The organism is Microbacterium sp. UFMG61, assembly GCF_015354505.1.
In the GTDB taxonomy this organism is placed as follows: Bacteria; Actinomycetota; Actinomycetes; order Actinomycetales; family Microbacteriaceae; genus Microbacterium.
Map to the genome: position 1 here is coordinate 1 of NZ_JACAFP010000017.1, position 19636 is coordinate 19636.

The window sequence follows — 19636 nt, forward strand, 5'->3', positions numbered from 1 at the left end:
GCAGCGGCTCGCTGGTGTGGGAAGACGCGGGAAAGCACGCGGTCGCATTCCGTCGCGGTGCGGTGCACGTCGTCGCGAACCTCGGCACGAAGCCGCTGGACCTGCCCGCTGACGCGACCGTGATCGTCGCCAGCCAGCCGTTCGAGGGCACCGAGCTGCCGATCGACGCAGCGGCTCGCTGGTGTGGGAAGACGCGGGAAAGCACGCGGTCGCATTCCGTCGCGGTGCGGTGCACGTCGTCGCGAACCTCGGCACGAAGCCGCTGGACCTGCCCGCTGACGCGACCGTGATCGTCGCCAGCCAGCCGTTCGAGGGCACCGAGCTGCCGATCGACACCGCCGTCTGGTACACGACGGCCTGACGCGCGGCATATTCTGACGAGACCCCGCTTCCGCGACGACACCCACCGTCGGAGCGGGGGTCTCGTACAGAAAGCGGGGTCTCGTCAGAATATGCCGCGCGTCAGGCCGTCGTGTACCAGACGGCGGTGTCGATCGGCAGCTCGGTGCCCTCGAACGGCTGGCTGGCGACGATCACGGTCGCGTCAGCGGGCAGGTCCAGCGGCTTCGTGCCGAGGTTCGCGACGACGTGCACCGCACCGCGACGGAATGCGACCGCGTGCTTTCCCGCGTCTTCCCACACCAGCGAGCCGCTGCCGAAGCCGTGCTCACGACGCCCGGCGAGCAGCTGCTTGTACAGCGACAGGGTCGAGGTCTCGTCCTTCTCCTCGACCTCGCGCGAATACTCGGCCCAGTCGGCAGGCTGCGGCAGCCACGAGGCGCCGGTCTCGTTGAAGCCGAACGCCGGAGCATCGGCCTCCCACGGCAGCGGCACGCGGCATCCGTCGCGTCCGTAGCGCTCGCCGTTCGTGCGGAACCAGGTCGGATCCTGACGGAACGCGTCGGGGATCTCCATCGCCTCGGGCAGACCCAGCTCCTCGCCCTGGTAGAGGTAGGCCGAGCCGGGCAGCGCCAGCATCACGGTCGTCGCCGCACGAGCGCGGGCGAGGCCGATGGCGGTGTCGGGCTTGTGCGGTGTGTTCGGGCCGATGCCCTCACCCTGCGGGTTCTCGGCCGTGAGTGCGAGACGCGAGGCGTGGCGCACGACGTCGTGGTTCGACAGTACCCAGGTGCTCGGAGCGCCGACCTCGCCGAACGCGTCGAGCGACTCGCGGATCACGTCGCCGAGAGCCTTCGCGTCCCACTCCGTCATCAGGTACGGGAAGTTGAAGGTCTGGTGCATCTCATCGGGGCGCACCCACAGAGCGGTCTGCTTCAGCGTCGGCATCCAGGCCTCACCGCACAGCGCGCGGTCTCCGTCGTACTCGGCGAGAACCTTGTGCCAGTCGCGGTAGATGTCGTGCACGCCGTCCTGGCCCCAGTACGGCACGTTCGCCTCGCCGCCGCCCATCGAGTCGGCGTCGGCCGGCGGGGTGTAGTCGGGCAGGCCGTCGGCCTTGATCATGCCGTGAGCCACGTCGACGCGGAAGCCGTCGACGCCGCGGTCGAGCCAGAAGCGCAGGATCGAGCGGAACTCCTCGCGGACCTCTTCGTTGGTCCAGTCGAAGTCGGGCTGCGTGGGGTCGAAGATGTGCAGGTACCACTGGCCGGGGGTGCCGTCGGCCTCGGTCACGCGCTCCCACATGCCGCCGCCGAAGACCGACTCCCAGTTGTTCGGGGGCAGCTCGCCGTTCTTGCCCTTGCCGTCGCGGAAGATGTATCGCGCGCGCTCAGAGCTGCCGGGCGCTGCCTTCAGGGCCTCCTGGAACCAGGCGTGCTGCGCCGACGAGTGGTTCGGGACCAGGTCGACGACCACGCGGATGCCGCGCGTGTGCGCCTCGTTGAGCATGGTGTCGAAGTCGTCGAGCGTGCCGAAGAGCGGATCGACGTCGCGGTAGTCGGCCACGTCGTAGCCGGCGTCGCGCTGCGGGCTCGTCATGAACGGACTCAGCCAGATCGCGTCGACGCCGAGCTCTTTCAGCGAGTCGAGGCGGCTGGTGATGCCGGGCAGGTCTCCGATGCCGTCGCCCGAGGCGTCGGCGAACGAACGGGGGTAGATCTGGTAGATGACCGCGCTGCGCCACCACTCGGAACCGGGGGCTGCGATCTGCTCAAGCTGTGCCATGGCAACAGGCTAGTGCAAACGCTTGCAGGTACGCCACCGCTGAGATCGAATCGTTTCGGTCTCGCAGTATCTCGCGGCGATCCGCAGCGACTTGCAGGCCGGGAGTATGCTTCGGGCATCCGACGACTGGAGGCTGTCATGGTTCCCGAGATCAATTACTGGGCGGTCCTCATCGCCACGGCGTCGAGCATGATCGTCGGCTCGGTCTGGTACTCCCCGAAGGTGTTCGGCACGCGCTGGTCGAAGCTCGCGAAGGTCGACATGGATCGCCCGGCTTCGAGCGCGACGATGGCGATCATCACCACCGTGTTCGTGAGCTTCGCGACCGCATGGGTGCTGGCGGGAGCATCCGCCATCGCCTGGCACTTCTACGACGGGTCGTTCTTCTGGGCGGCCGTGGTCACGGGCGTACTGCTGTGGGCCGGATTCACCGCTGCCCGGTTCATCACCCACGACGCGTTCGAAGGGCGCCCGACAGCTCTGACGACCATGAACATCGCGCACGAGCTCGTCACGATCGTGGTCATGGCGGTGCTCATCGGGGTGTGGCCGCCGGCGCTCGGCTAGATCCCCGGATTCTTCGTCAGATCCTGCGCGAGCATCACGAGGATGCCGCTGGGGCCGCGCAGGTACGTGAGCTTGTACACGCCCTGGTAGTTCGCGACGCCGCGGAGCGGATGGCACCCGTGCCGGGCGGCGATGGCGAGCGACTCGTCGATGTCGTCGACCGAGAACGCGACCCGGTGCATCCCGATCTCGTTCGGCAGCGTCGGCTCGGTCTCGATCGCCTCGGGGTGGATGTACTCGAAGAGCTCGAGCCGACCGTGCCCGTCGGGCGTTTGCAGGACCGCGATCCTGGCATGGTTGCCGTCGAGGCCGACGGCGGTGTCCGCCCACTCTCCGCTGACTTCGTCGCGTCCGAGCACGGTGAGGCCGAGGTCTGCGAAGAAGGCGATCGTGGCGTCGAGGTCGCGGACGGCGATGCCGACGTTCTCCAGTGCGATGGGCATGGCTCGCATGCTACCCCCCGAGTACGACACGCCCGAGGTGGCGAAAGACTAGACCTTCGCCCCTTCCGCGTGGACTTCCTGGTATGCCAGCATTTTGCTCGTGACCTCATGGTCGCAAGCGGGCCGGCTGTTCGGACCGTAGCTCTGACCGAGGGGGTCTTGATGTCGGGTCGGTCGCGCCGTTCGGCGCCCTGGATGATCGCCGCAGCGCTCGTCGCGGCGGCGTTGGTCGCGGGTGCGACGACGGCTGCCTCTGGTGACGCGACGTCGAACGACCCGAACACGGCAGGTGCCCCCGATCCCACGCTCTCCGTCTCTCTCGCCTACGAGTTCCTCGATGCGCGCGTCGACGAGTTCTGCGACAGCGACGGCCACTGCCTTCCGCGCAGCTACCAGGGCGGCTTCTTCACCGACCTCCCGACATGGGACTTCACGCCCTCGTTCGTCTATGACGACGCTCTCGTGATCATCGCCTACACGGCCCGGGGTCTGCCCGCCGACCTCCGCCGTGCGCAGGCGGTCGGCGACACCCTGCTGTTCGTGCAGGACGAGGACCCGATCGGCGACGGGCGCGTTCGCACCTCATACGAACCTCACGGCATCCGGCAGGGGAGGGTCGAGATCACCGGGCCCGGCACCTTCACCGGCAACCAGGCGTGGACGGGCATGGCCCTCGCCCGGCTCTTCCACGCGACCGGCGAGCAGAAGTACCTCGACGGGGCTCTGCGGATCGCCGAGTGGATCCAGACCAACACCGCCGACATGGAGCGGGCGCCGTTCGGCTACACCGGCGGCCAGCTCGAGAACGGCTCGTCACTGGAATGGAAGTCGACCGAGCACAACAGCGACATCGCCGGCTTCTTCACGCAGCTCGCCCAGCTCACCGGTGACTCCGTGTGGGCCGATCGCGCGGCCGCGGCCACGGCTTTCGTGGCCGCGATGCAGAGCGCTGACGGCCACGTCGACACCGGAACCCTGCTCGACGGATCGACGGTCAACACGCGGCCCATCCCGCTCGACGCGCAGACGTGGACCTCGCTGGCCACTCGCGACGCGCGCTACGACACGGCACTCGACTGGACGCTCGCACACCTCATCGCCACCGACGGGCAGTACCAGGGGCCGTCGATCAGCGATGTCGACGTGTCGAAGGTCTGGTTCGAGGGCAGCGGGCACCTGGCGCTGGCTCTGAAGCTGCGCGGCGGAGCGGGGGATGCGGATCGCGCAGAGGCGCTGCTCGACAGCATCCGCCTCGGACAGCGGGATGCCGCGAACGGTGACGGCAAGGGCATCGTCGCGACCTCGACCGACGGCCTCGACTCGGGCTTCGGTGACCTGTATTACGCGAGCCTGCACACCGGGGCGACGGCCTGGTATCTGCTCGCCGCCGCGGGCGACAATCCGTTCGCGCTTCCCGCTGACTGACAGGCCGTCACCGTCAGGCGCGCTTCGAATCGCTTACTTTGCAGAAATCGCGGTGAGGAATCTGCAAAGTGCGCGATTCGAACCGGGGGGAAGGCCGGTTACGCGGCGACGCGGGCGATCGCCGAGATCGCGCTGGTGAAGAAGTCGACCCCGTCGATGCCCGAGCGCATGGCGGCCGAGGTGTCGGGGCCGAAGCCCGCCTCGGTGGCGTGCTCGGGGTGCGGCATGAGCCCCACGACGTTGCCCGCCTCGTTGGTGAGTCCGGCGATGTCGCGCAGTGAGCCGTTCGGGTTCACGCCGGCATAGCGGAACGCGACGAGGTTCTCACCCTCGAGGCGGTCGAGCGTCTCCTCGTCGGCGATGTACCCGCCGTCGGCGTTCTTCAGCGGGATCGTGATCTCCTGGCCGGTGCGGAACCGGTTGGTCCACGCCGTGTCGGAGTTCTCGACGATCAGCTTCTGGTCGCGACGCACGAAGTGCTGGTGGTCGTTGCGGATCAGGCCGCCGGGCAGCAGGTGCGCCTCGACCAGCATCTGGAAGCCGTTGCAGATGCCGAGGATCGGCATGCCCTTGGCGGCGGCATCCTTGACCTCGGCCATGATCGGCGAGAGCGCGGCGATCGCGCCGGCGCGCAGGTAGTCGCCGTAGCTGAAGCCGCCGGGCAGGACGAGAGCGTCCACACCGTCGAGGTCGTGCGATCCGTGCCAGAGGGCGACGGGCTCGGCGCCGGCGATGCGGACGGCGCGCTGCGCGTCGCGATCGTCGAGCGAGCCGGGGAACGTGATGACCCCGATGCGCGTGGTCACTCGGCGACCTCGATGCCCACGACGTCTTCGATCACGGAGTTGGAGAGCACCTCGTCGGCGATGCGGCGGGCCTCGGCGAGGATCTCGTCGGTGACCTCACCCTCGACGGTGAGCTCGAAGCGCTTGCCGATGCGGACATCGGAGAATCCCTCGACGCCCAGACGCGCGAAAGCGCCGGACACGGCCTTCCCCTGCGGGTCGAGCAGTTCGGGCTTGGGCATGACGTCGACGACGATGGTGGGCATGAACGGCTCCGGAAGTCGCGGGCGGACGGGCGTGCTCAGTCTACCGGCTCGCGACACGCTCGATTCCCGGGCTTCGCGCCTCAGGCGTGGAAGACGGTGTGCAGGTCGCCCATGGCGTCGCGGCCGCCGAGGCCATCGATCTCGAACAGCACCGAGATGCCGGCGACGTGGCTGCCGAGGCGCTCCACGAGCTGGCGTCCCGCGGCGAGCGTGCCGCCCGTGGCCAGCACGTCGTCGATCAGCAGCACGCGGGATCCGGCGGGCAGGTCGTCGTGCATCTCGATCGTGGCGGTGCCGTACTCGAGCGCGTAGTCGACGGATGCCGCGGGGCGGGGCAGCTTGCCCGCCTTGCGGATCGGGATCAGGCCCACACCCGCGGCGATCGCGGCCGCACCGGCGAGGATGAACCCGCGCGCCTCGATGCCGGCGACCACGTCGAACTGGCCCGCGAACGGCGCGATGATCGCGTCGGTGGTGGCCTTCAGTGCCTCGGCGTCGGCGAGCAGCGGCGTGATGTCGCGGAAGATGATGCCCGGCTCCGGGTAGTCCGGGATGCTGCGGATGAGCGATTCGGCGCGGACGAGAGCAGGGGAGAGTTCGGTGTCGGGCACTGCACAAGGGTACGCCGCGTTCACAATTCAGCAGAATCAGCGCGGAATCACCCACAACCGGGCCGAAGGGGTCGATCTCGGCATTCTCTTGCTGAGTTGTGAACACCGAAGGCCGGGCTTGACATTCGTGGGAGCGCTCCCATAGAGTCGCTCATCAATGCGTGGGAGCGCTCCCACGCATCCCGTAAGCACCAGCATCCGCACCATCACCGCACGACCCACCACAAAGGAGTGACCTGTGAACACACGTGCCCGCACCCGGATCCTCACCGCGACCGCCGTCGCATCCGTCTCCGCCCTCGCCCTCGCCGGCTGTGCGAGCGGAGGCGGCGACGCAGAGGGAGGCGACGACAAGATCACGCTGACCGTCACCACGTTCGGCACGTTCGGATACGACGACCTCTACGACGAGTACGAGAAGGCGAACCCGAACGTCACGATCGAGGCGACCAACATCGACACCGGCGGCAACGCCCGCACCGATGCGTTCACGAAGATCGCCGCAGGCTCAGGCCTCAGCGACGTCGTCGCGATCGAAGAGGGCTGGCTCGGAGCCATCATGGACGTCTCCGACACGTTCGTCGACCTGCGCGACTACGGCATCGAGGACCGCAAGGCCGACTGGGTCGACTGGAAGTACGGACAGGCGACGGATGCCGAGGGTCGCGTGATCGGCTACGGCACCGACATCGGTCCGAGCGGCATCTGCTACAACGGAGCAGCCTTCGAGGCAGCAGGTCTGCCGAGCGACCGCGAGTCCGTCGCCGAACTGCTGAACGGCGACTGGGAGAACTACTTCGCGGTGGGCGCCGACTACACCGCCAAGACCGGCAAGGCCTGGTACGACCACTCGGGCTTCGTCTGGAACGCCATGGTCAACCAGCTCGACGAGGGCTATTACACGACCGACGGCGAGTTGAACGTCGAGGACAACGCCGAGCTCAAGGAGCGCTTCGAACTGCTCGGTGCCGCGACCGAGGGCGGCCAGTCCGCCGCAGAGACCGCGTGGGACTGGAACGGCGGCAAGTCGTTCGTCGACGGCAGCTTCGCCACCTTCGTCTGCCCCGGCTGGATGCTGGGCGTGGTGCAGGGCCAGGTCGAGGCCGGCGGCGGCGACGCGTCGACCGGCTGGGACTTCGCCGATGTCTTCCCCGGTGGGGCAGCGAACTGGGGCGGCGCCTTCCTGTCGATCCCCGAGAGCTCGCAGCACAAGGAGGAGGCGGCGAAGCTGGCCGACTGGCTGACGCAGCCCGAGCAGCAGGTCAAGCAGTCCGCCACAGCCGGGAACTTCCCGTCCACGGTCGATGCGCAGGAGACCCTCGCCTCGGATGCCACTCCGAACGAGTTCTTCAACGACGCTCCCACCGGCGCGATCCTCGCAGAGCGTGCCAAGGGCGTCGTCGCGCAGTTCAAGGGTGCCGATGACTCGGTCATCCAGGAGAACGTCTTCGGCCCGGCCCTCAGCGGGCTCGACCGCGGCGACACCGACACCCAGGGCGCCTGGGATGCCGCGATCGAGCTCCTGAACGAGCTGGTCGACTGACCCGAGCCCTCTCCGGTCGTTGAGCGAAGGGCGTCACCGCGTGTCGTCTCGGTGCTTCGCTCCTCGCTCAACGACCGGGGGTGGCCACACTTCCGGTCGTTGAGCGAGCACGGCGGAGCCGAGCGAGACGAAACGCGTCACCCGAAGAAGGAACCCTCATGACCCTCACAGTGGAACGCCGCGAGACGGCATCCGAACTGCCGAAGCCGGATGCCGACGGCCGGCGTCCCTGGCGACACCGCCTCTCGCGGTTCGACCAGAACGCCTCGCCGTACTTCTACATCTCCCCCTTCTTCCTGCTGTTCGGGCTGGTCGGACTCTTCCCGCTGCTCTATACGGTGTGGGTGGCCGTGCACGAGTGGGACCTGCTCAAGGGGCAGGGCGAGTTCGTCGGAACAGGCAACTTCGTCGAGATCCTCGGCGATCCGATGTTCTGGAACTCGATCTTCAACACGCTGAGCATCTTCCTGCTCTCCGCCATCCCGCAGCTCGCGGTGGCCCTGGTGATCGCCTACCTGCTCGACCGCGGCCTCCGTGCCCCGACGTTCTGGCGCATGAGCATCCTCATCCCGTTCGTCGTGACCCCGGTCGCCGTCGCCATCATCTTCTCGAGCATCTTCAACGAGGCAGACGGCCTCGCCAACAACCTGCTCAACCTGATCGGCATCGCCGACCAGGAGTGGAAGCACGACACGGCCCTGTCGCACCTCGCGATCGCCGTCATGGTGAACTTCCGCTGGACCGGCTACAACGCCCTGATCCTGCTCGCCGCGATGCAGGCGGTGCCGCGCGACCTCTACGAGTCGGCCGCCCTCGACGGTGCAGGAGCCGCCCGCCGCTTCTTCTCGATCACGATCCCCACCATCCGCCCGACGCTGATCTTCGTGATCATCACGGCCACGATCGGCGGGCTGCAGATCTTCGCCGAGCCGCGACTGTTCGACGTCTCGACGGCCGGCGGCATCGGCGGCAGCGATCGACAGTTCCAGACGACCGTGCTGTTCCTGTGGGAGCTCGCCTTCTTCCGGCGAGACCTCGGGGAGGCATCCGCCGTGGCGATCCTGCTGTTCCTGCTCATCGTCGGCATCGGAGTCATCAACTTCCTCATCTCCCGCCGCATCTCGACCGGGGACTCACCGAAGAGCCGCGCCGCGCGCCGGCGCGCACGCACCGCCGCCGCGGCTGCCGCCACCGCCGCGGCTGCTGCCCCCACCACGACGATCGCCACCACGACCGAGGAGAACGCGCGATGACCGCCACCCAGGCGCTGAGCGTCCCCGAGAAGATCCGCAGGCGCCGAGGCGCCGTCGGCGGCAACGCCGGCATCGGCAGCCGCCCCGGCTTCCTCACCTACGGTCTGCTCGCCGCGTTCATCATCGGCAGCGTCTACCCGCTGTGGTGGTCGGTCGTCGTGGCGAGCGGCACGAACGCCACCCGAGGCGAGACCCTGCCGCTGATCCCCGGCGGCAACTTCTTCGCCAACGCCGCGAAGGTGTTCGACGCGATCCCGTTCTGGCTCGCGCTCGGCAACTCGTTCCTCATCTCGGGGATCATCACGATCTCTGTCGTGACGTTCTCGACCCTCGCGGGTTATGCGTTCGCCAAGCTCCGCTTCAAGGGACGCGACGGACTGATGATCTTCGTGATCGCGACCATGGCGATCCCGACGCAGCTCGGCATCATCCCGCTGTTCATGCTGATGCGCGAGCTCGGCTGGACCGGCTCGATCGGCGCAGTCATCGTGCCGACCCTGGTCACGGCCTTCGGCGTCTTCTTCATGCGGCAGTACCTGGTCGACGTGATCCCTGATGAGCTGATCGAGGCCGCCCGCATGGACGGGGCCAACCAGTTCCGCACGTTCCTGACCGTGGGCATCCCCGCAGCCCGGCCCGCGATGGCGATCCTGGGACTCTTCACCTTCATGACCGCCTGGACCGACTACCTCTGGCCGCTGATCGTGCTCTCTCCGCAGAACCCGACCCTGCAGACGGCGCTGAGCCAGCTGCAGTCGGGCTACTACATCGACTACTCGATCGTGCTCGCCGGCGCGGTGCTCGCGACCCTTCCGCTGCTCGTCCTCTTCGTGGTGGCGGGCCGGCAGCTGGTCAGTGGCATCATGGCGGGCGCGGTGAAAGGATGACCCGTATGACCCGCGCCTTCCCCGAGAACTTCCTCTTCGGAGCCGCGACAGCGGCCTACCAGATCGAGGGTGCGGCCTTCGAGGACGGGCGCACCGCGTCGATCTGGGATGCGTTCTGCCGCGAGCCGGGAGCGGTCATCGGAGGCGACAACGGCGACGTGGCGTGCGACCACTACCACCGCTACCCGCAGGACGTCGCACTGATGAAAGAGCTCGGTCTGCAGACGTACCGCTTCTCGACCTCGTGGTCTCGGGTGCGGCCCGACGGCGGTGCCGTCAACGCGAAGGGCATCGACTTCTACGAGCGCCTGGTCGACGAGCTTCTCGCGAACGACATCCTGCCGTGGCTCACTCTCTATCACTGGGACATGCCGCAGGCGCTGCAGGAGACGGGCGGCTGGACGAACCGCGACACCGTCGGCCGCTTTCTCGAGTACGCGGGCACGATGCACGACGCCCTGGGTGATCGGGTCAACGTGTGGACGACGCTGAACGAGCCCTGGTGCTCATCGTTCCTCGGGTACACGGGGGGTGAGCACGCACCGGGGCACACGAGTGTCGCCGAGGGCCTGCTGTCGGCCCACCACCTGCTGCTCGCCCACGGTGAGACGGTGCGTGAGCTGCGCCGACGCGACGCGAGCCTGAACCTCGGCATCACGCTGAACCACACGGTCGCCGATCCCGCTGACCCGATGAACCCCGCCGACGTCGACGCCGCTCGTCGCGTCGACGGGCAGTTCAACCGCTGGTTCCTCGACCCGATCTACCGCGCGGAGTACCCGGCCGACATCGTCGAGGACATCAGGGCGGTGGATGCCGAGGCGGTCGCCCGCTTCGACGCCGCGGTGCACGACGGCGACCTCGCGACCATCGCGCAGCACATCGACACGCAGGGCGTGAACTACTACCACGGCGATCTGGTCTCGGGGACGGCGCCCGAGATCGCGCCCGTCAGCGGCGGCCCCACGACCGGGCGCCCCGGTCGCAGCCCGTATCCGTCGTTCGAGGGAATCCACGCGGTCGAACGCGGACTTGCGCGCACGGCCCAGAACTGGGAGGTGCAGCCCGAGGGTCTCACCCGACTGCTGCAGCGCGTGTGGACGGAGTACGCCGAGCCTGCCGGCACCGTTCTCTACATGACCGAGAACGGAGCCGCGTACGATGACGCCCCCATCGAGCAGAACGGCGAGGTGCGCGTGCACGACGACGCACGCACCGAGTTCCTGCGGCTGCACCTGGGCGCGGTACTCGACGCGGCGGATGCCGGTGTCGACGTGCGCGGCTACTTCTACTGGTCGCTGTTCGACAACTTCGAGTGGGCGTGGGGCTACGACAAGCGCTTCGGCATCGTGCGGGTCGACTACGACACCCAGGAGCGGTCTCTCAAGGACTCCGGCCGGGAGTACGCTCGCATCATCGCCGCTCGTTCTCTCTGAGCGCGGGCGGCGAGGTCCGGAGCGTCCGGCTCGCAGTCGGCGGAGGGAGAGCTGTGTCGTCACGAGCGACCATCGAAGAGGTGGCGTCGGCTGCCGGAGTCTCGCGATCGACCGTGTCGCGCGTGGTGAACGGCTCGACGGCCGTGAGTCCCGAGGCGCTCGACGCCGTGCACCGGGCGATCGAGGAACTCAGCTATGTGCCGAATCGCGCGGCGCGATCCCTCGCGTCGCGGCAGACGCATGCGATCGCGCTGATCGTTCCCGAAGACACCACGCGCTTCTTCGGCGACCCTTTCTTCGCCGAGATCGTCGCGGGCATCACCGGGGCGCTGCGCCGCACGGACTACCTGCTGAATCTGCTCATCGCGAGTGACGACCCCGGCGACAAGATGACGAGCTTCGTGCGCAACGGCGGTGTCGATGGCGCGCTCATCGTGTCGCATCACACGAGCGACGCGTTCATCGAGCGCGTGGCCGATGCGGTGCCGGTGGTCTGGGGAGGCCGCCCGACCCGTGTCCGCGACGGCGACTACGTGGTCGACGTCGACAACGTCGCGGGCGCGCGCACGGCGACGACCCACCTGATCGAGCGAGGGCGTCGGCGCATCGCGACGATCGGCGGCCCTGTGACCATGGTCTCGTCGATCGACCGCGTGCAGGGATTCCGCAGCGCGCTGGCGGATGCCGGCCTCACGCCGTTCGCCGAGGAGGCGGGCGACTACAGCGAGGCGAGTGGCGCGGATGCCGCGCGGCGCATCCTCGCCGCCGGGCGCCCCGACGCCATCTTCGTGGCGAGCGACCTCATGGCCCGCGGTGCTCTCACCGCGCTCCGCGCTGCCGGTCTGCGCGTTCCCGACGACGTCGCGATCGTCGGATTCGACGACTCGTCCGTCGCCCAGAGCACCGACCCGCAGCTGACCACGGTTCGGCAGCCCATGTATGCCCAGGGGGAGGCGATGGCCGGAGTCCTGCTCTCGCGCCTCGCCGGTCGCGACCCCGAGCACCTGACGATCCTGCCCACGGAGCTCGTGGTGCGACAATCGGCGTAGGCTTTAGTCGAGCGCGGGTGCGGACCCCACGCCCCTCAAAGAGGCCCGCACCGCGTCGATGCCCGGTCACCCGAAGACCGGGCTGAATGTCGCCAGGCGTTCTCAGCCCCCGCTTAGCCTGAACGGTCATTCAACGACTAATATATAGGTTTGGCTTCGATTTTCGAAGTCGTCCTATTTCTGGGGAAGAGGACGCAGTGGCTCGATCTGATGATCGCAACCGGCAGGTGCGTGAGCGTGCTCGCGAGACCATCCTGCTCTCGGCGACGGAACTGTTCGGCGAGAAGGGGGTCTCCGGCGCCAGCATCGCCGAGATCACGCGTCGTGCGGGCGTCGCCCAGGGCCTCGCGAACTACCACTTCGGCGCCAAAGACCAATTGGTCGGCGCCGTGATCGACCGGTGGTTCGAGATGCTGTTCGACATCCCGACACGATCGGGCTCGCCCGATGAGGTGCTCGCGGGCATCATCGACGGAGTGCTCATGGCCACCGGATTCGCACTGCCCCTTCAGCGGGCGGTGCTCGCGATGCAGCAGCAGCCCGACACGCACCGGCTCTTCGCGGAGTCCGAGCAGCGCTTCGCCGAGCAGGCGGCGGCGTCCGAAGAGATCGTGCGCGGTGTCTTCCGCGAGCGCGGCGCCGAGGACCCCGCGCTCGAAGAGGTCATGCTCCGTACCAACCTCGAGGGCATCGTGATCAAGTACGCCGTCTACGGCGACTCGTTCCCGCTCGAAGACGCGCGCCGGTGGATGTACCGCCTCTACGACCTGCGAGAGCCCGATGAGCCACTGGCGCTCGAACTCGCTCCCCGCGACGCCGACCTGCGGCTGCGCGCGATCCGCGCGGTGCGTCCCACGCACTGACCCCGTTCGACTCGGGTCACACCAGCTGCATCCGGGCGAAGGCTCCCAGCACGACGCGCTCCGACTGCACGAGGTAGCGGTCGAGCTCTGCGGCACCCTCCTGTGCGCCTCGTGCGAGGAAGGTGACGCGGCGCTCGTGCGGGCGCGTCGGGCACTGCGCGAGCTCGCGGTCGAGGGTCCGGCGACCGTCATCCCGTTCGATCGGCTCGCGCTCGACGACGAGGCCTTCGCCCCCCAGACCTTCGCGGTGCACACGCAGTGGATAGAGAGCACTCTGCTGCCGCGCCTCGAGCCGCGGCTGCGACCGGCTCCCGTATCGGATGCCGCACTCCAGCGCGTCCCCGTCGAGATCGACGGCCGCAGGGTCGTGCTCGGACTGCCGGTCGCCCTGCTCGCGGGGCTCGGCGGCCTGGCAGATGCCGGAACAGCGGCGCCCGCATCCGATCCGGCCGAGCTGCGTTCCCCCGCGCCCGGGACGCTCGTGCGCTGGGTCGCAGACGACGGAGCGAGCGTCGCCGAGGGCGATCCGGTCGCGGTGCTCGACGCGATGAAGATGGAGACCACGGTCACCGCTCATCGTGACGGCACCCTGTCGCACCGCGCGGAGATCTCTGCGATGATCGCGCCCGACGCGGGGCTCGCCGTCATCTCCTGAGGCCGATCGGCCTCTGCACACAGAGAGATCCCGGATGCCGCGTCTGCAGCATCCGGTATCTTCTGTGTCAGAGTCTGCGGGTCAGGCGGGATCGCCGCCCAGCGGACCCACGCCCTCGAGCGGCTTGGGGTCGTCGGCGCCGGTCTTGCGAGCGCGGGCGATGGCGTTGCCCAGGTGGTAGATCAGGAGAGCTGCGACTGTGCCGAGTACGATGCCGCCGAAGGCGAAGTCGCCCAGCTGCATCGCGAAGCCGGCGATGCCGATCACGAGCGAGACGGCTGCCGTGTACTGGTTCACCGGGCGCGAGAAGTCGACCTTGCTGTCGACCCAGATCTTGATGCCGATGATGCCGATCAGGCCGTACAGCGCGGTGGTCGCGCCGCCCAGCACGCCGGCCGGGATCGAGTTGAAGACCTCGCCGACCTTGGGTGAGAACGCCAGCAGGATCGCGAAGAGTCCGGCCACCCAGTACACCGCGGTCGAGTACACGCGGGTCGCGGCCATGACGCCGATGTTCTCGCCGTACGTGGTGGTGCCCGAGCCGCCGAAGCCACCGGCGATCGTCGTGGCGACGCCGTCGGCGATGAGTGCGCGACCCGTGTGCTTGTTGATCGCCGGGTCTTCGGTCATGGTCGCGACGCCGCGCACGTGGCCGACGTTCTCGGCGACGAGCACCAGCACGACGGGCAGGAACATCGCGATGGTCGACCAGGTGCCGGGCTCGACGAAGTCGGGGAGCTGGAACTCGGGGAGGCCGACCCACGGAGCGTCGGCGATGAGCTCTGCCGGCGTCTTGCCTCCGCGCAGCGCGTTGGGCACGTCGAACGACCCGGTGAAGGCGGCGTAGATGAAGCCGACAGCGACGCCGAGGAAGATCGAGATGCGTCCGAGGAACCCGCGGAACAGCACCGCGAACAGGATGATCGCGACGAGCGTGATGGTCGCCGTCACGGGGTCGAGCTGGAAGTTGTTCCACGCCGTCGGGGCGAGGTTGAAGCCGATCAGGGCGACGATCGCGCCGGCGACCACCGGGGGCATGAGGGCGTCGACCCAGCGGAGACCGGCGAACTGCACGACCAGGCCGACCACGGTGAGCAGGATGCCGACCGCGACGACGCCGGCCAGCGCCGAACCGGTGCCGCCCGCTGCGACGGCCGCCGTGATCGGCGCGATGAACGCGAACGACGAGCCGAGATAGCTGGGCAGCTGGTTCTTGGTGATCAGCAGGAAGATCAGGGTGCCGAGACCACTGAACAGCAGGGTCGTCGACACGGGGAAGCCGGTGAGCGTCGGCACGAGGAACGTCGCGCCGAACATCGCGACGACGTGCTGGGCGCCGATCGCGATCGTGGCCGGCCAGTTCAGGCGCTCTTCGGGCTTCACGACGGCGCCGGGCTCGACCGTGCGTCCGTTTCCGTGGGTCTTCCACAGGGGCATGCGGGCTCCTCAGGATCGGGGGGAGTGGGAGTGCTCCCGCAACACTACCGATTCCTGAGTATTGCCTGGGTGCGGTCGAGCCGTGAACTGTCGCCCGCTACGAAGGAGATCTCTCGCTCCGAAGGACCGCATCCGCAGATCAGTCCTTCGCTGGAAGAGATCTCCTTCGCAGCGGGTGAGGGCAGCGGGTGAGGGCAGCGGGTGAGGGATGCGGGCGGGATTCGGGAGTGCAGTGGATCAGGCCCCGAGGCGCTCGATCAGCTCGCGGTAGCGCGCGGCCGTGCGCTCGACGATGTCCTCCGGAAGCACGGGCGGCTCGCCCTGCTTGTCCCAGTTCGCGGCCAGCCAATCGCGCACGATCTGCTTGTCGAAGCTCGCCATGCGCTCGCTCGGCGTCGTGCCGGTGCGCCAGGCCTCGGCATCCCAGTACCGCGACGAGTCGCTCGTAAGCACTTCGTCGGCGAGACGCAGGGTGCCGTCGGCATCCGTTCCGAATTCGAACTTGGTGTCGGCGAGGATCAGGCCCTTCTCCTCGGCGATCGCGGCAGCGCGCGTGTACAGCGCGAGCGAGACATCGCGCAGCTCGGCCGCGCGCTCCGCGCCCACCAGCTCGACCGTCTTCTCGAAGGTGATGTTCTCGTCGTGCTCGCCCATGGGCGCCTTGTAGGCGGGGGTGAACAGCGGCTCGGGCAGACGGTCGCCGTTCTGCAGCCCGGCGGGCAACGGGATGCCGCACACGGTGCCGCTCTCGGTGTACTCGGCCCAGCCGGAACCGGTGATGTATCCGCGCACGACGCACTCGATCGGCAGCATCTCGAGGGACTGCGCGAGCATGGCGCGGTCGGCGGCGCTGGCGGGGATCTCGCCGTCTGCGAGGTGGTTCGGAACATCGCTCAGCTCGCTGAACCACCAGCGGCTGAGACGGGTGAGCAGGGCTCCCTTCTGCGGGATGCCGGGGGACAGCACGAAGTCGAACGCGCTCACGCGGTCGGAGGCGACCACGAGGATGCGGGTGTCGGCGGCGTCTTCCGAGGCGTACAGGTCGCGGACCTTGCCCGAGTAGATGTGGCGCCAGCCGGGAATGGTCTGCGCGGTGCTGTCCGAAGGTGTGCTCACCCGCCCATTATCCCGGTCGGCGACGCCGATGTCGTGTCATGTCAAGGGCTGGCGCGATCCCTCGCGCATCGGCGAGGCTCGAATCCACGGAGCGGAGGAACCATGACGAAGGACCTGTCGACGGGCGACCGGGTGAGCTGGAACACGTCCCAGGGGCGCACCCAGGGCACCGTGGAGGAGAAGAGGACGAAGGATTTCCGGTTCGCCGGACAGAGCTTCACAGCCTCCGACGACGAACCGGCCTACATCGTGACGTCGGAGAAGAGCGGTGAGAAGGCCGCGCACAAGGGATCGGCGCTGCGCCGGTTGGCGGATTGAGTCGCCGCCTGCCGGTCGCGCCGAGTGTCGGCGGGGGTGTCTAGCCTGGACGCTGTGACCGGCGACACCTTCACCGAACGCCTGCGACTGTCGCATGCCGTCGCTTCCGACCTCGACGAGGTCTTCGCGATCCAGAGCGATCCGCGGGTATGGACGCACTATCCGAGTCTGCGGCACACCGATCGCGCGCAGACCGTCGAGATGATCGAGCGCTGGGAGCGCAGCTGGGGGGACGCGGGTCTCGGATCGTGGGTGGCCCGCCTGCGCGACACCGGCGAGGTCGTCGGCAACGGAGGATGCACGCTGCTCGGCGGGGAGGTATGGAACATCGGCTATCGGATCGCCGGCGACCACTACGGTCAGGGTCTGGCGACCGAGCTGGCGCGGGCGGGGGTCGCGGCGGCGAGGCGGATCGCCCCCGATCGCCTATCTCGTCGAGCACAACCGCGGCTCTGCCCGGGTGGCCGAGAAGCTCGGTCTCGAACTCGTGCACCGGGCGCCGGACGCGGGCAATCCCGACCCCGCGGTGATGCGGCTCGTGTACGCGGATCGACCGCTGACGCCGACGCAGCTCGCCGCGGCCCTGAAGTAGCGACCGACCCGGCATCCGTCTTGTCGGCCGACCGAAAGAAGCGTATAGTCCACGTGGACTATTTGAGGTGGAGCACATGTCGGAGGATCCGGTGGAGCGGCTGACCCCGATGGGGGTGATGGCGCTCGCGCTGCTGCGCGAGGGTGACATGCACCCCTACGAGATGGTGCGTCTGATGCGCGCTCGCCGCGACGAGCGACTGCTCACCATCACCAACGGCACGCTCTATCACACGGTCGGTCGGCTGCAGCGAGCCGGACTCATCGACGAGGTGGGCATCGACCGAGAGGGCAACCGTCCCGAGCGCACCACGTACACGCTCACGGATGCCGGAACCGAGGTGCTGATCGACTGGCTGCGGCGTGAGCTGTCGAGCGTCGACCATCCGGCCGAGTTCCGCATCGCGCTCGCCGAGGCCCACAACCTCGAACGCCCCGATGCGATCGAGTGCCTGCGCGCACGACGGGTCGACCTCGTCGCCGCGCACGTCGAGCACCGAGACGGACTCGTCGAGGCCCGGCGCAGGGGTGCTCCCGAGCAGGTGCTCGTCGAGTTCGAGCGCCAGGAGGTGCTGCTCGAGGCCGAGCTGCGCTGGCTCGACTCCCTGCTCGATCGCCTCGACGCCGAGGCCTTCCCCTGGGGTCCCACGAGTTTCGACGACACGGAGCGCTACCGCGCACAGCGAAAGGCTGCACAGCAATGACCGAATCCCGCCAGAAGTCGGGTCCCGACACCGGCACCTTCGCCGCCGGGCAGCGCCCGTCCAGCCCCTGGCCCGCCCTATGGGCGCTCGTCATCGGCTTCTTCATGATCCTGGTCGACACCACGATCGTCTCGGTCGCGAACCCGGCGATCAAGGCGGCCCTCGACCCGACGACCAACAACCTCGACAACGTGGTGTGGGTCACCAGCGCCTATCTGCTCGCCTACGCGGTGCCGATCCTGATCACCGGGCGTCTCGGCGACCGATTCGGGCCGAAGAACATCTATCTGATCGGTCTCGCCGTCTTCACCCTCGCATCCCTCTGGTGCGGTCTCTCCGACTCCCTGGAGATGCTCATCGCCGCCCGCGCCGTGCAGGGGCTCGGTGCCGCGTTCATGACGCCTCAGACCATGGCCGTGATCACGCGCACCTTCCCGCCCGAGCGTCGTGGGGCGGCGATGGGTCTGTGGGGTGCGACCGCCGGTGTCGCGACGCTCGTCGGCCCGCTCGTGGGCGGACTGCTCGTCGACGGCTTCGGGTGGGAGTGGATCTTCTTCGTCAACATCCCGGTCGGAATCGTGGCGTTCGTGCTGGCCTGGCGCCTGGTTCCGCAGCTCGCCACCAGCCCGCACCGCTTCGACATCGTCGGCGTGGTCCTCAGCGCGATCGCGCTGTTCCTGCTCGTCTTCGGGCTTCAGGAGGGCGAGAAGTTCGACTGGGGCGTCATCTGGGGACCGATCTCGGTGTGGAGCCTCATCATCGCCGGACTCGTCGTGCTCGCGCTGTTCATCGTGCAGCAGGCGCGCACGCGCAGCGAGCCGCTGGTGCCCCTCGACCTCTTCCGCGACCGCAACTTCTCGGGCGCGAACATCGCGATCGCGGCGGTCGGGTTCACGGTGACGAGCATGTCGTTGCCGATGATGTTCTTCCTGCAGACGGCGCGCGCCCTCACCCCGACCGAGGCCGCGCTGCTCCTCATCCCGATGGCCGTGCTCTCGGGGGTGCTCGCCCCGTTCGCCGGCAAGCTGCTCGATCGCGTCGACCCGCGCATCATCCTGATCCCCGGTCTGCTGTGCGTCATCGTCGCCCTGATCTGGTACTCGGCGCTCATCAATATGGACACTCCGATCTGGATGTTCCTCATGCCGTCCGCGTTGATGGGAATCGGCAACGCGGGTATGTGGGGTCCGCTCGCGACCACTGCGACGCGCAAGCTGCCGCCGCGTCAGGCCGGAGCCGGTGCGGGCATCTACAACACGACCCGCACCATCGGATCGGTCATCGGCTCGGCATCCATCGCCGCGTTCATGCAGTCGCGCCTCGAAGCGAACCTACCGGGTCTCGCCGACGCTCCCTCGGGCATCAGTGGCGGATCGCTTCCGCCTCAGGTCGCCGAGGGCTTCGCGGCGGGCATGTCGCAGGCCATCCTGCTCCCGGCGTGCGTGATGGTCGTCGCCCTCATCGCCTCGCTCTTCCTCGGACGCTACGACAAGGCGGATGCCGCGGCATCCGCTCCCGCGGAGGCGCCCGCTCCCGCGGCGTGATGCACCCCTGACGACGAGC

At 68.4% G+C, this 19636-nt stretch carries 21 protein-coding genes and 1 pseudogene; 14 read left to right on the forward strand and 8 right to left on the reverse strand.

The genetic code is table 11. The annotated features are described in order from the left end of the window. Window positions 1-169: 169 nt before the first annotated feature. Window positions 170-361: pseudogene (locus tag IXW21_RS16620) on the forward strand (DUF3459 domain-containing protein); the annotation flags it as partial. Between the two features lie 101 nt (window positions 362-462). On the opposite strand, the gene IXW21_RS16625 reads toward IXW21_RS16620, so the two are convergent. Beyond that, window positions 463-2124, reverse strand: coding sequence for a glycoside hydrolase family 13 protein (locus IXW21_RS16625; protein ID WP_194765359.1), 1662 nt, complete (start codon window positions 2122-2124; stop codon window positions 463-465). A 138-nt stretch (window positions 2125-2262) separates the two neighbouring features. On the opposite strand from IXW21_RS16625, the gene IXW21_RS16630 reads away from it, so the two are divergent. Then, window positions 2263-2691 (forward strand): DUF1761 domain-containing protein, encoded by a 429-nt coding sequence (locus tag IXW21_RS16630; RefSeq protein WP_194765360.1) that lies wholly within the window; start codon window positions 2263-2265, stop codon window positions 2689-2691. Here the strand turns inward: IXW21_RS16630 and IXW21_RS16635 are convergent. Further along, the gene (locus IXW21_RS16635) at window positions 2688-3134 is read right to left on the reverse strand and encodes a VOC family protein (RefSeq protein WP_194765361.1); all 447 of its coding nucleotides are present in this window, start codon (window positions 3132-3134) and stop codon (window positions 2688-2690) included. The two genes, IXW21_RS16630 and IXW21_RS16635, sit on opposite strands and share 4 nt — an antisense overlap. Window positions 3135-3296: 162 nt before the next feature. On the opposite strand from IXW21_RS16635, the gene IXW21_RS16640 reads away from it, so the two are divergent. After that, a complete protein-coding gene (locus IXW21_RS16640; protein WP_194765362.1) occupies window positions 3297-4559 on the forward strand; it encodes a hypothetical protein in 1263 nt (420 codons plus the stop codon). 98 nt (window positions 4560-4657) lie between these two features. On the opposite strand, the gene purQ is transcribed toward IXW21_RS16640, so the two are convergent. The 3 genes from purQ to IXW21_RS16655 all read right to left on the reverse strand — a co-directional run bounded on the left by purQ (window position 4658) and on the right by IXW21_RS16655 (window position 6221). After that, the gene (purQ, locus tag IXW21_RS16645; RefSeq protein WP_194765363.1) at window positions 4658-5365 is read right to left on the reverse strand and encodes a phosphoribosylformylglycinamidine synthase subunit PurQ; all 708 of its coding nucleotides are present in this window, start codon (window positions 5363-5365) and stop codon (window positions 4658-4660) included. Beyond that, complete coding sequence (purS, locus tag IXW21_RS16650; protein WP_120494994.1) at window positions 5362-5610, reverse strand: phosphoribosylformylglycinamidine synthase subunit PurS; 249 nt, start codon at window positions 5608-5610, stop codon at window positions 5362-5364. The genes purQ and purS overlap by 4 nt, the downstream gene beginning before the upstream one ends. Before the next feature lie 80 nt (window positions 5611-5690). Continuing rightward, window positions 5691-6221 carry an adenine phosphoribosyltransferase gene (locus IXW21_RS16655; RefSeq protein WP_194765364.1) on the reverse strand — a complete coding sequence of 177 codons (531 nt, stop codon included), beginning with the start codon at window positions 6219-6221 and terminating at the stop codon, window positions 5691-5693. 238 nt (window positions 6222-6459) lie between these two features. Here IXW21_RS16655 and IXW21_RS16660 point away from each other — a divergent pair, with 238 nt between their 5' ends. The 6 genes from IXW21_RS16660 to IXW21_RS16685 all read left to right on the forward strand — a co-directional run bounded on the left by IXW21_RS16660 (window position 6460) and on the right by IXW21_RS16685 (window position 13252). After that, window positions 6460-7764: an ABC transporter substrate-binding protein gene (locus tag IXW21_RS16660; RefSeq protein WP_194765365.1), complete on the forward strand. Its 1305-nt coding sequence runs from the start codon at window positions 6460-6462 to the stop codon at window positions 7762-7764. Window positions 7765-7922: 158 nt separating this feature from the next. Further along, on the forward strand, window positions 7923-9017 hold the full coding sequence (locus IXW21_RS16665) for a carbohydrate ABC transporter permease (RefSeq protein WP_194765366.1): 1095 nt from the start codon (window positions 7923-7925) through the stop codon (window positions 9015-9017). Continuing rightward, window positions 9014-9904: a carbohydrate ABC transporter permease gene (locus IXW21_RS16670; RefSeq protein WP_194765367.1), complete on the forward strand. Its 891-nt coding sequence runs from the start codon at window positions 9014-9016 to the stop codon at window positions 9902-9904. The genes IXW21_RS16665 and IXW21_RS16670 overlap by 4 nt, the downstream gene beginning before the upstream one ends. Before the next feature lie 5 nt (window positions 9905-9909). Further along, window positions 9910-11340: a glycoside hydrolase family 1 protein gene (locus tag IXW21_RS16675; RefSeq protein ID WP_194765368.1), complete on the forward strand. Its 1431-nt coding sequence runs from the start codon at window positions 9910-9912 to the stop codon at window positions 11338-11340. Between the two features lie 53 nt (window positions 11341-11393). Next, the gene (locus IXW21_RS16680; RefSeq protein ID WP_194765369.1) at window positions 11394-12389 is read left to right on the forward strand and encodes a LacI family DNA-binding transcriptional regulator; all 996 of its coding nucleotides are present in this window, start codon (window positions 11394-11396) and stop codon (window positions 12387-12389) included. A 197-nt stretch (window positions 12390-12586) separates the two neighbouring features. Then, on the forward strand, window positions 12587-13252 hold the full coding sequence (locus tag IXW21_RS16685; protein WP_194765370.1) for a TetR/AcrR family transcriptional regulator: 666 nt from the start codon (window positions 12587-12589) through the stop codon (window positions 13250-13252). 16 nt (window positions 13253-13268) lie between these two features. Here IXW21_RS16685 and IXW21_RS18600 read toward each other — a convergent pair whose 3' ends face one another. Next, on the reverse strand, window positions 13269-13505 hold the full coding sequence (locus IXW21_RS18600; RefSeq protein ID WP_323742289.1) for a hypothetical protein: 237 nt from the start codon (window positions 13503-13505) through the stop codon (window positions 13269-13271). Between IXW21_RS18600 and IXW21_RS18605 the strand changes: the two genes are divergently transcribed. Continuing rightward, the gene (locus IXW21_RS18605; protein ID WP_323742290.1) at window positions 13500-13907 is read left to right on the forward strand and encodes an acetyl-CoA carboxylase biotin carboxyl carrier protein subunit; all 408 of its coding nucleotides are present in this window, start codon (window positions 13500-13502) and stop codon (window positions 13905-13907) included. The genes IXW21_RS18600 and IXW21_RS18605 overlap by 6 nt on opposite strands. 81 nt (window positions 13908-13988) lie before the next feature. On the opposite strand, the gene IXW21_RS16695 is transcribed toward IXW21_RS18605, so the two are convergent. Together IXW21_RS16695 and IXW21_RS16700 are read right to left on the reverse strand one after the other, a co-directional pair. Continuing rightward, window positions 13989-15344, reverse strand: a complete 1356-nt coding sequence (locus IXW21_RS16695; RefSeq protein WP_194765372.1) for a uracil-xanthine permease family protein — start codon at window positions 15342-15344, stop codon at window positions 13989-13991. 237 nt (window positions 15345-15581) lie between these two features. Continuing rightward, a complete protein-coding gene (locus IXW21_RS16700; RefSeq protein WP_194765373.1) occupies window positions 15582-16460 on the reverse strand; it encodes a phosphoribosylaminoimidazolesuccinocarboxamide synthase in 879 nt (292 codons plus the stop codon). Between the two features lie 102 nt (window positions 16461-16562). On the opposite strand from IXW21_RS16700, the gene IXW21_RS16705 reads away from it, so the two are divergent. The 4 genes from IXW21_RS16705 to IXW21_RS16720 are packed head-to-tail and all read left to right on the forward strand — an operon-like array spanning window position 16563 to window position 19617. Then, on the forward strand, window positions 16563-16778 hold the full coding sequence (locus IXW21_RS16705; protein WP_194765374.1) for a DUF2945 domain-containing protein: 216 nt from the start codon (window positions 16563-16565) through the stop codon (window positions 16776-16778). Window positions 16779-16832: 54 nt separating this feature from the next. Continuing rightward, window positions 16833-17474, forward strand: coding sequence for a GNAT family N-acetyltransferase (locus IXW21_RS16710; protein WP_323742291.1), 642 nt, complete (start codon window positions 16833-16835; stop codon window positions 17472-17474). Then, the gene (locus IXW21_RS16715; RefSeq protein ID WP_194765375.1) at window positions 17447-18073 is read left to right on the forward strand and encodes a PadR family transcriptional regulator; all 627 of its coding nucleotides are present in this window, start codon (window positions 17447-17449) and stop codon (window positions 18071-18073) included. The genes IXW21_RS16710 and IXW21_RS16715 overlap by 28 nt, the downstream gene beginning before the upstream one ends. Further along, entirely contained in the window at window positions 18070-19617 is a 1548-nt protein-coding gene (locus IXW21_RS16720; protein ID WP_194765376.1) for a DHA2 family efflux MFS transporter permease subunit, read from the forward strand. The genes IXW21_RS16715 and IXW21_RS16720 overlap by 4 nt, the downstream gene beginning before the upstream one ends. Window positions 19618-19636 lie beyond the last annotated feature (19 nt).

What these genes read in the sequence shown, in the direction of transcription:
- IXW21_RS16625 (WP_194765359.1), bottom strand. Translation starts at nt 2,124, where the DNA reads ATGGCACAGCTTGAGCAGATCGCAGCCCCCGGTTCCGAGTGGTGGCGC.
- IXW21_RS16630 (WP_194765360.1), top strand. Translation starts at nt 2,263, where the DNA reads ATGGTTCCCGAGATCAATTACTGGGCGGTCCTCATCGCCACGGCGTCG.
- IXW21_RS16635 (WP_194765361.1), bottom strand. Translation starts at nt 3,134, where the DNA reads ATGCCCATCGCACTGGAGAACGTCGGCATCGCCGTCCGCGACCTCGAC.
- IXW21_RS16640 (WP_194765362.1), top strand. Translation starts at nt 3,297, where the DNA reads ATGTCGGGTCGGTCGCGCCGTTCGGCGCCCTGGATGATCGCCGCAGCG.
- purS (WP_120494994.1), bottom strand. Translation starts at nt 5,610, where the DNA reads ATGCCCACCATCGTCGTCGACGTCATGCCCAAGCCCGAACTGCTCGAC.
- IXW21_RS16665 (WP_194765366.1), top strand. Translation starts at nt 7,923, where the DNA reads ATGACCCTCACAGTGGAACGCCGCGAGACGGCATCCGAACTGCCGAAG.
- IXW21_RS16670 (WP_194765367.1), top strand. Translation starts at nt 9,014, where the DNA reads ATGACCGCCACCCAGGCGCTGAGCGTCCCCGAGAAGATCCGCAGGCGC.
- IXW21_RS16675 (WP_194765368.1), top strand. Translation starts at nt 9,910, where the DNA reads ATGACCCGCGCCTTCCCCGAGAACTTCCTCTTCGGAGCCGCGACAGCG.
- IXW21_RS16695 (WP_194765372.1), bottom strand. Translation starts at nt 15,344, where the DNA reads ATGCCCCTGTGGAAGACCCACGGAAACGGACGCACGGTCGAGCCCGGC.
- IXW21_RS16705 (WP_194765374.1), top strand. Translation starts at nt 16,563, where the DNA reads ATGACGAAGGACCTGTCGACGGGCGACCGGGTGAGCTGGAACACGTCC.
- IXW21_RS16715 (WP_194765375.1), top strand. Translation starts at nt 17,447, where the DNA reads ATGTCGGAGGATCCGGTGGAGCGGCTGACCCCGATGGGGGTGATGGCG.
- IXW21_RS16720 (WP_194765376.1), top strand. Translation starts at nt 18,070, where the DNA reads ATGACCGAATCCCGCCAGAAGTCGGGTCCCGACACCGGCACCTTCGCC.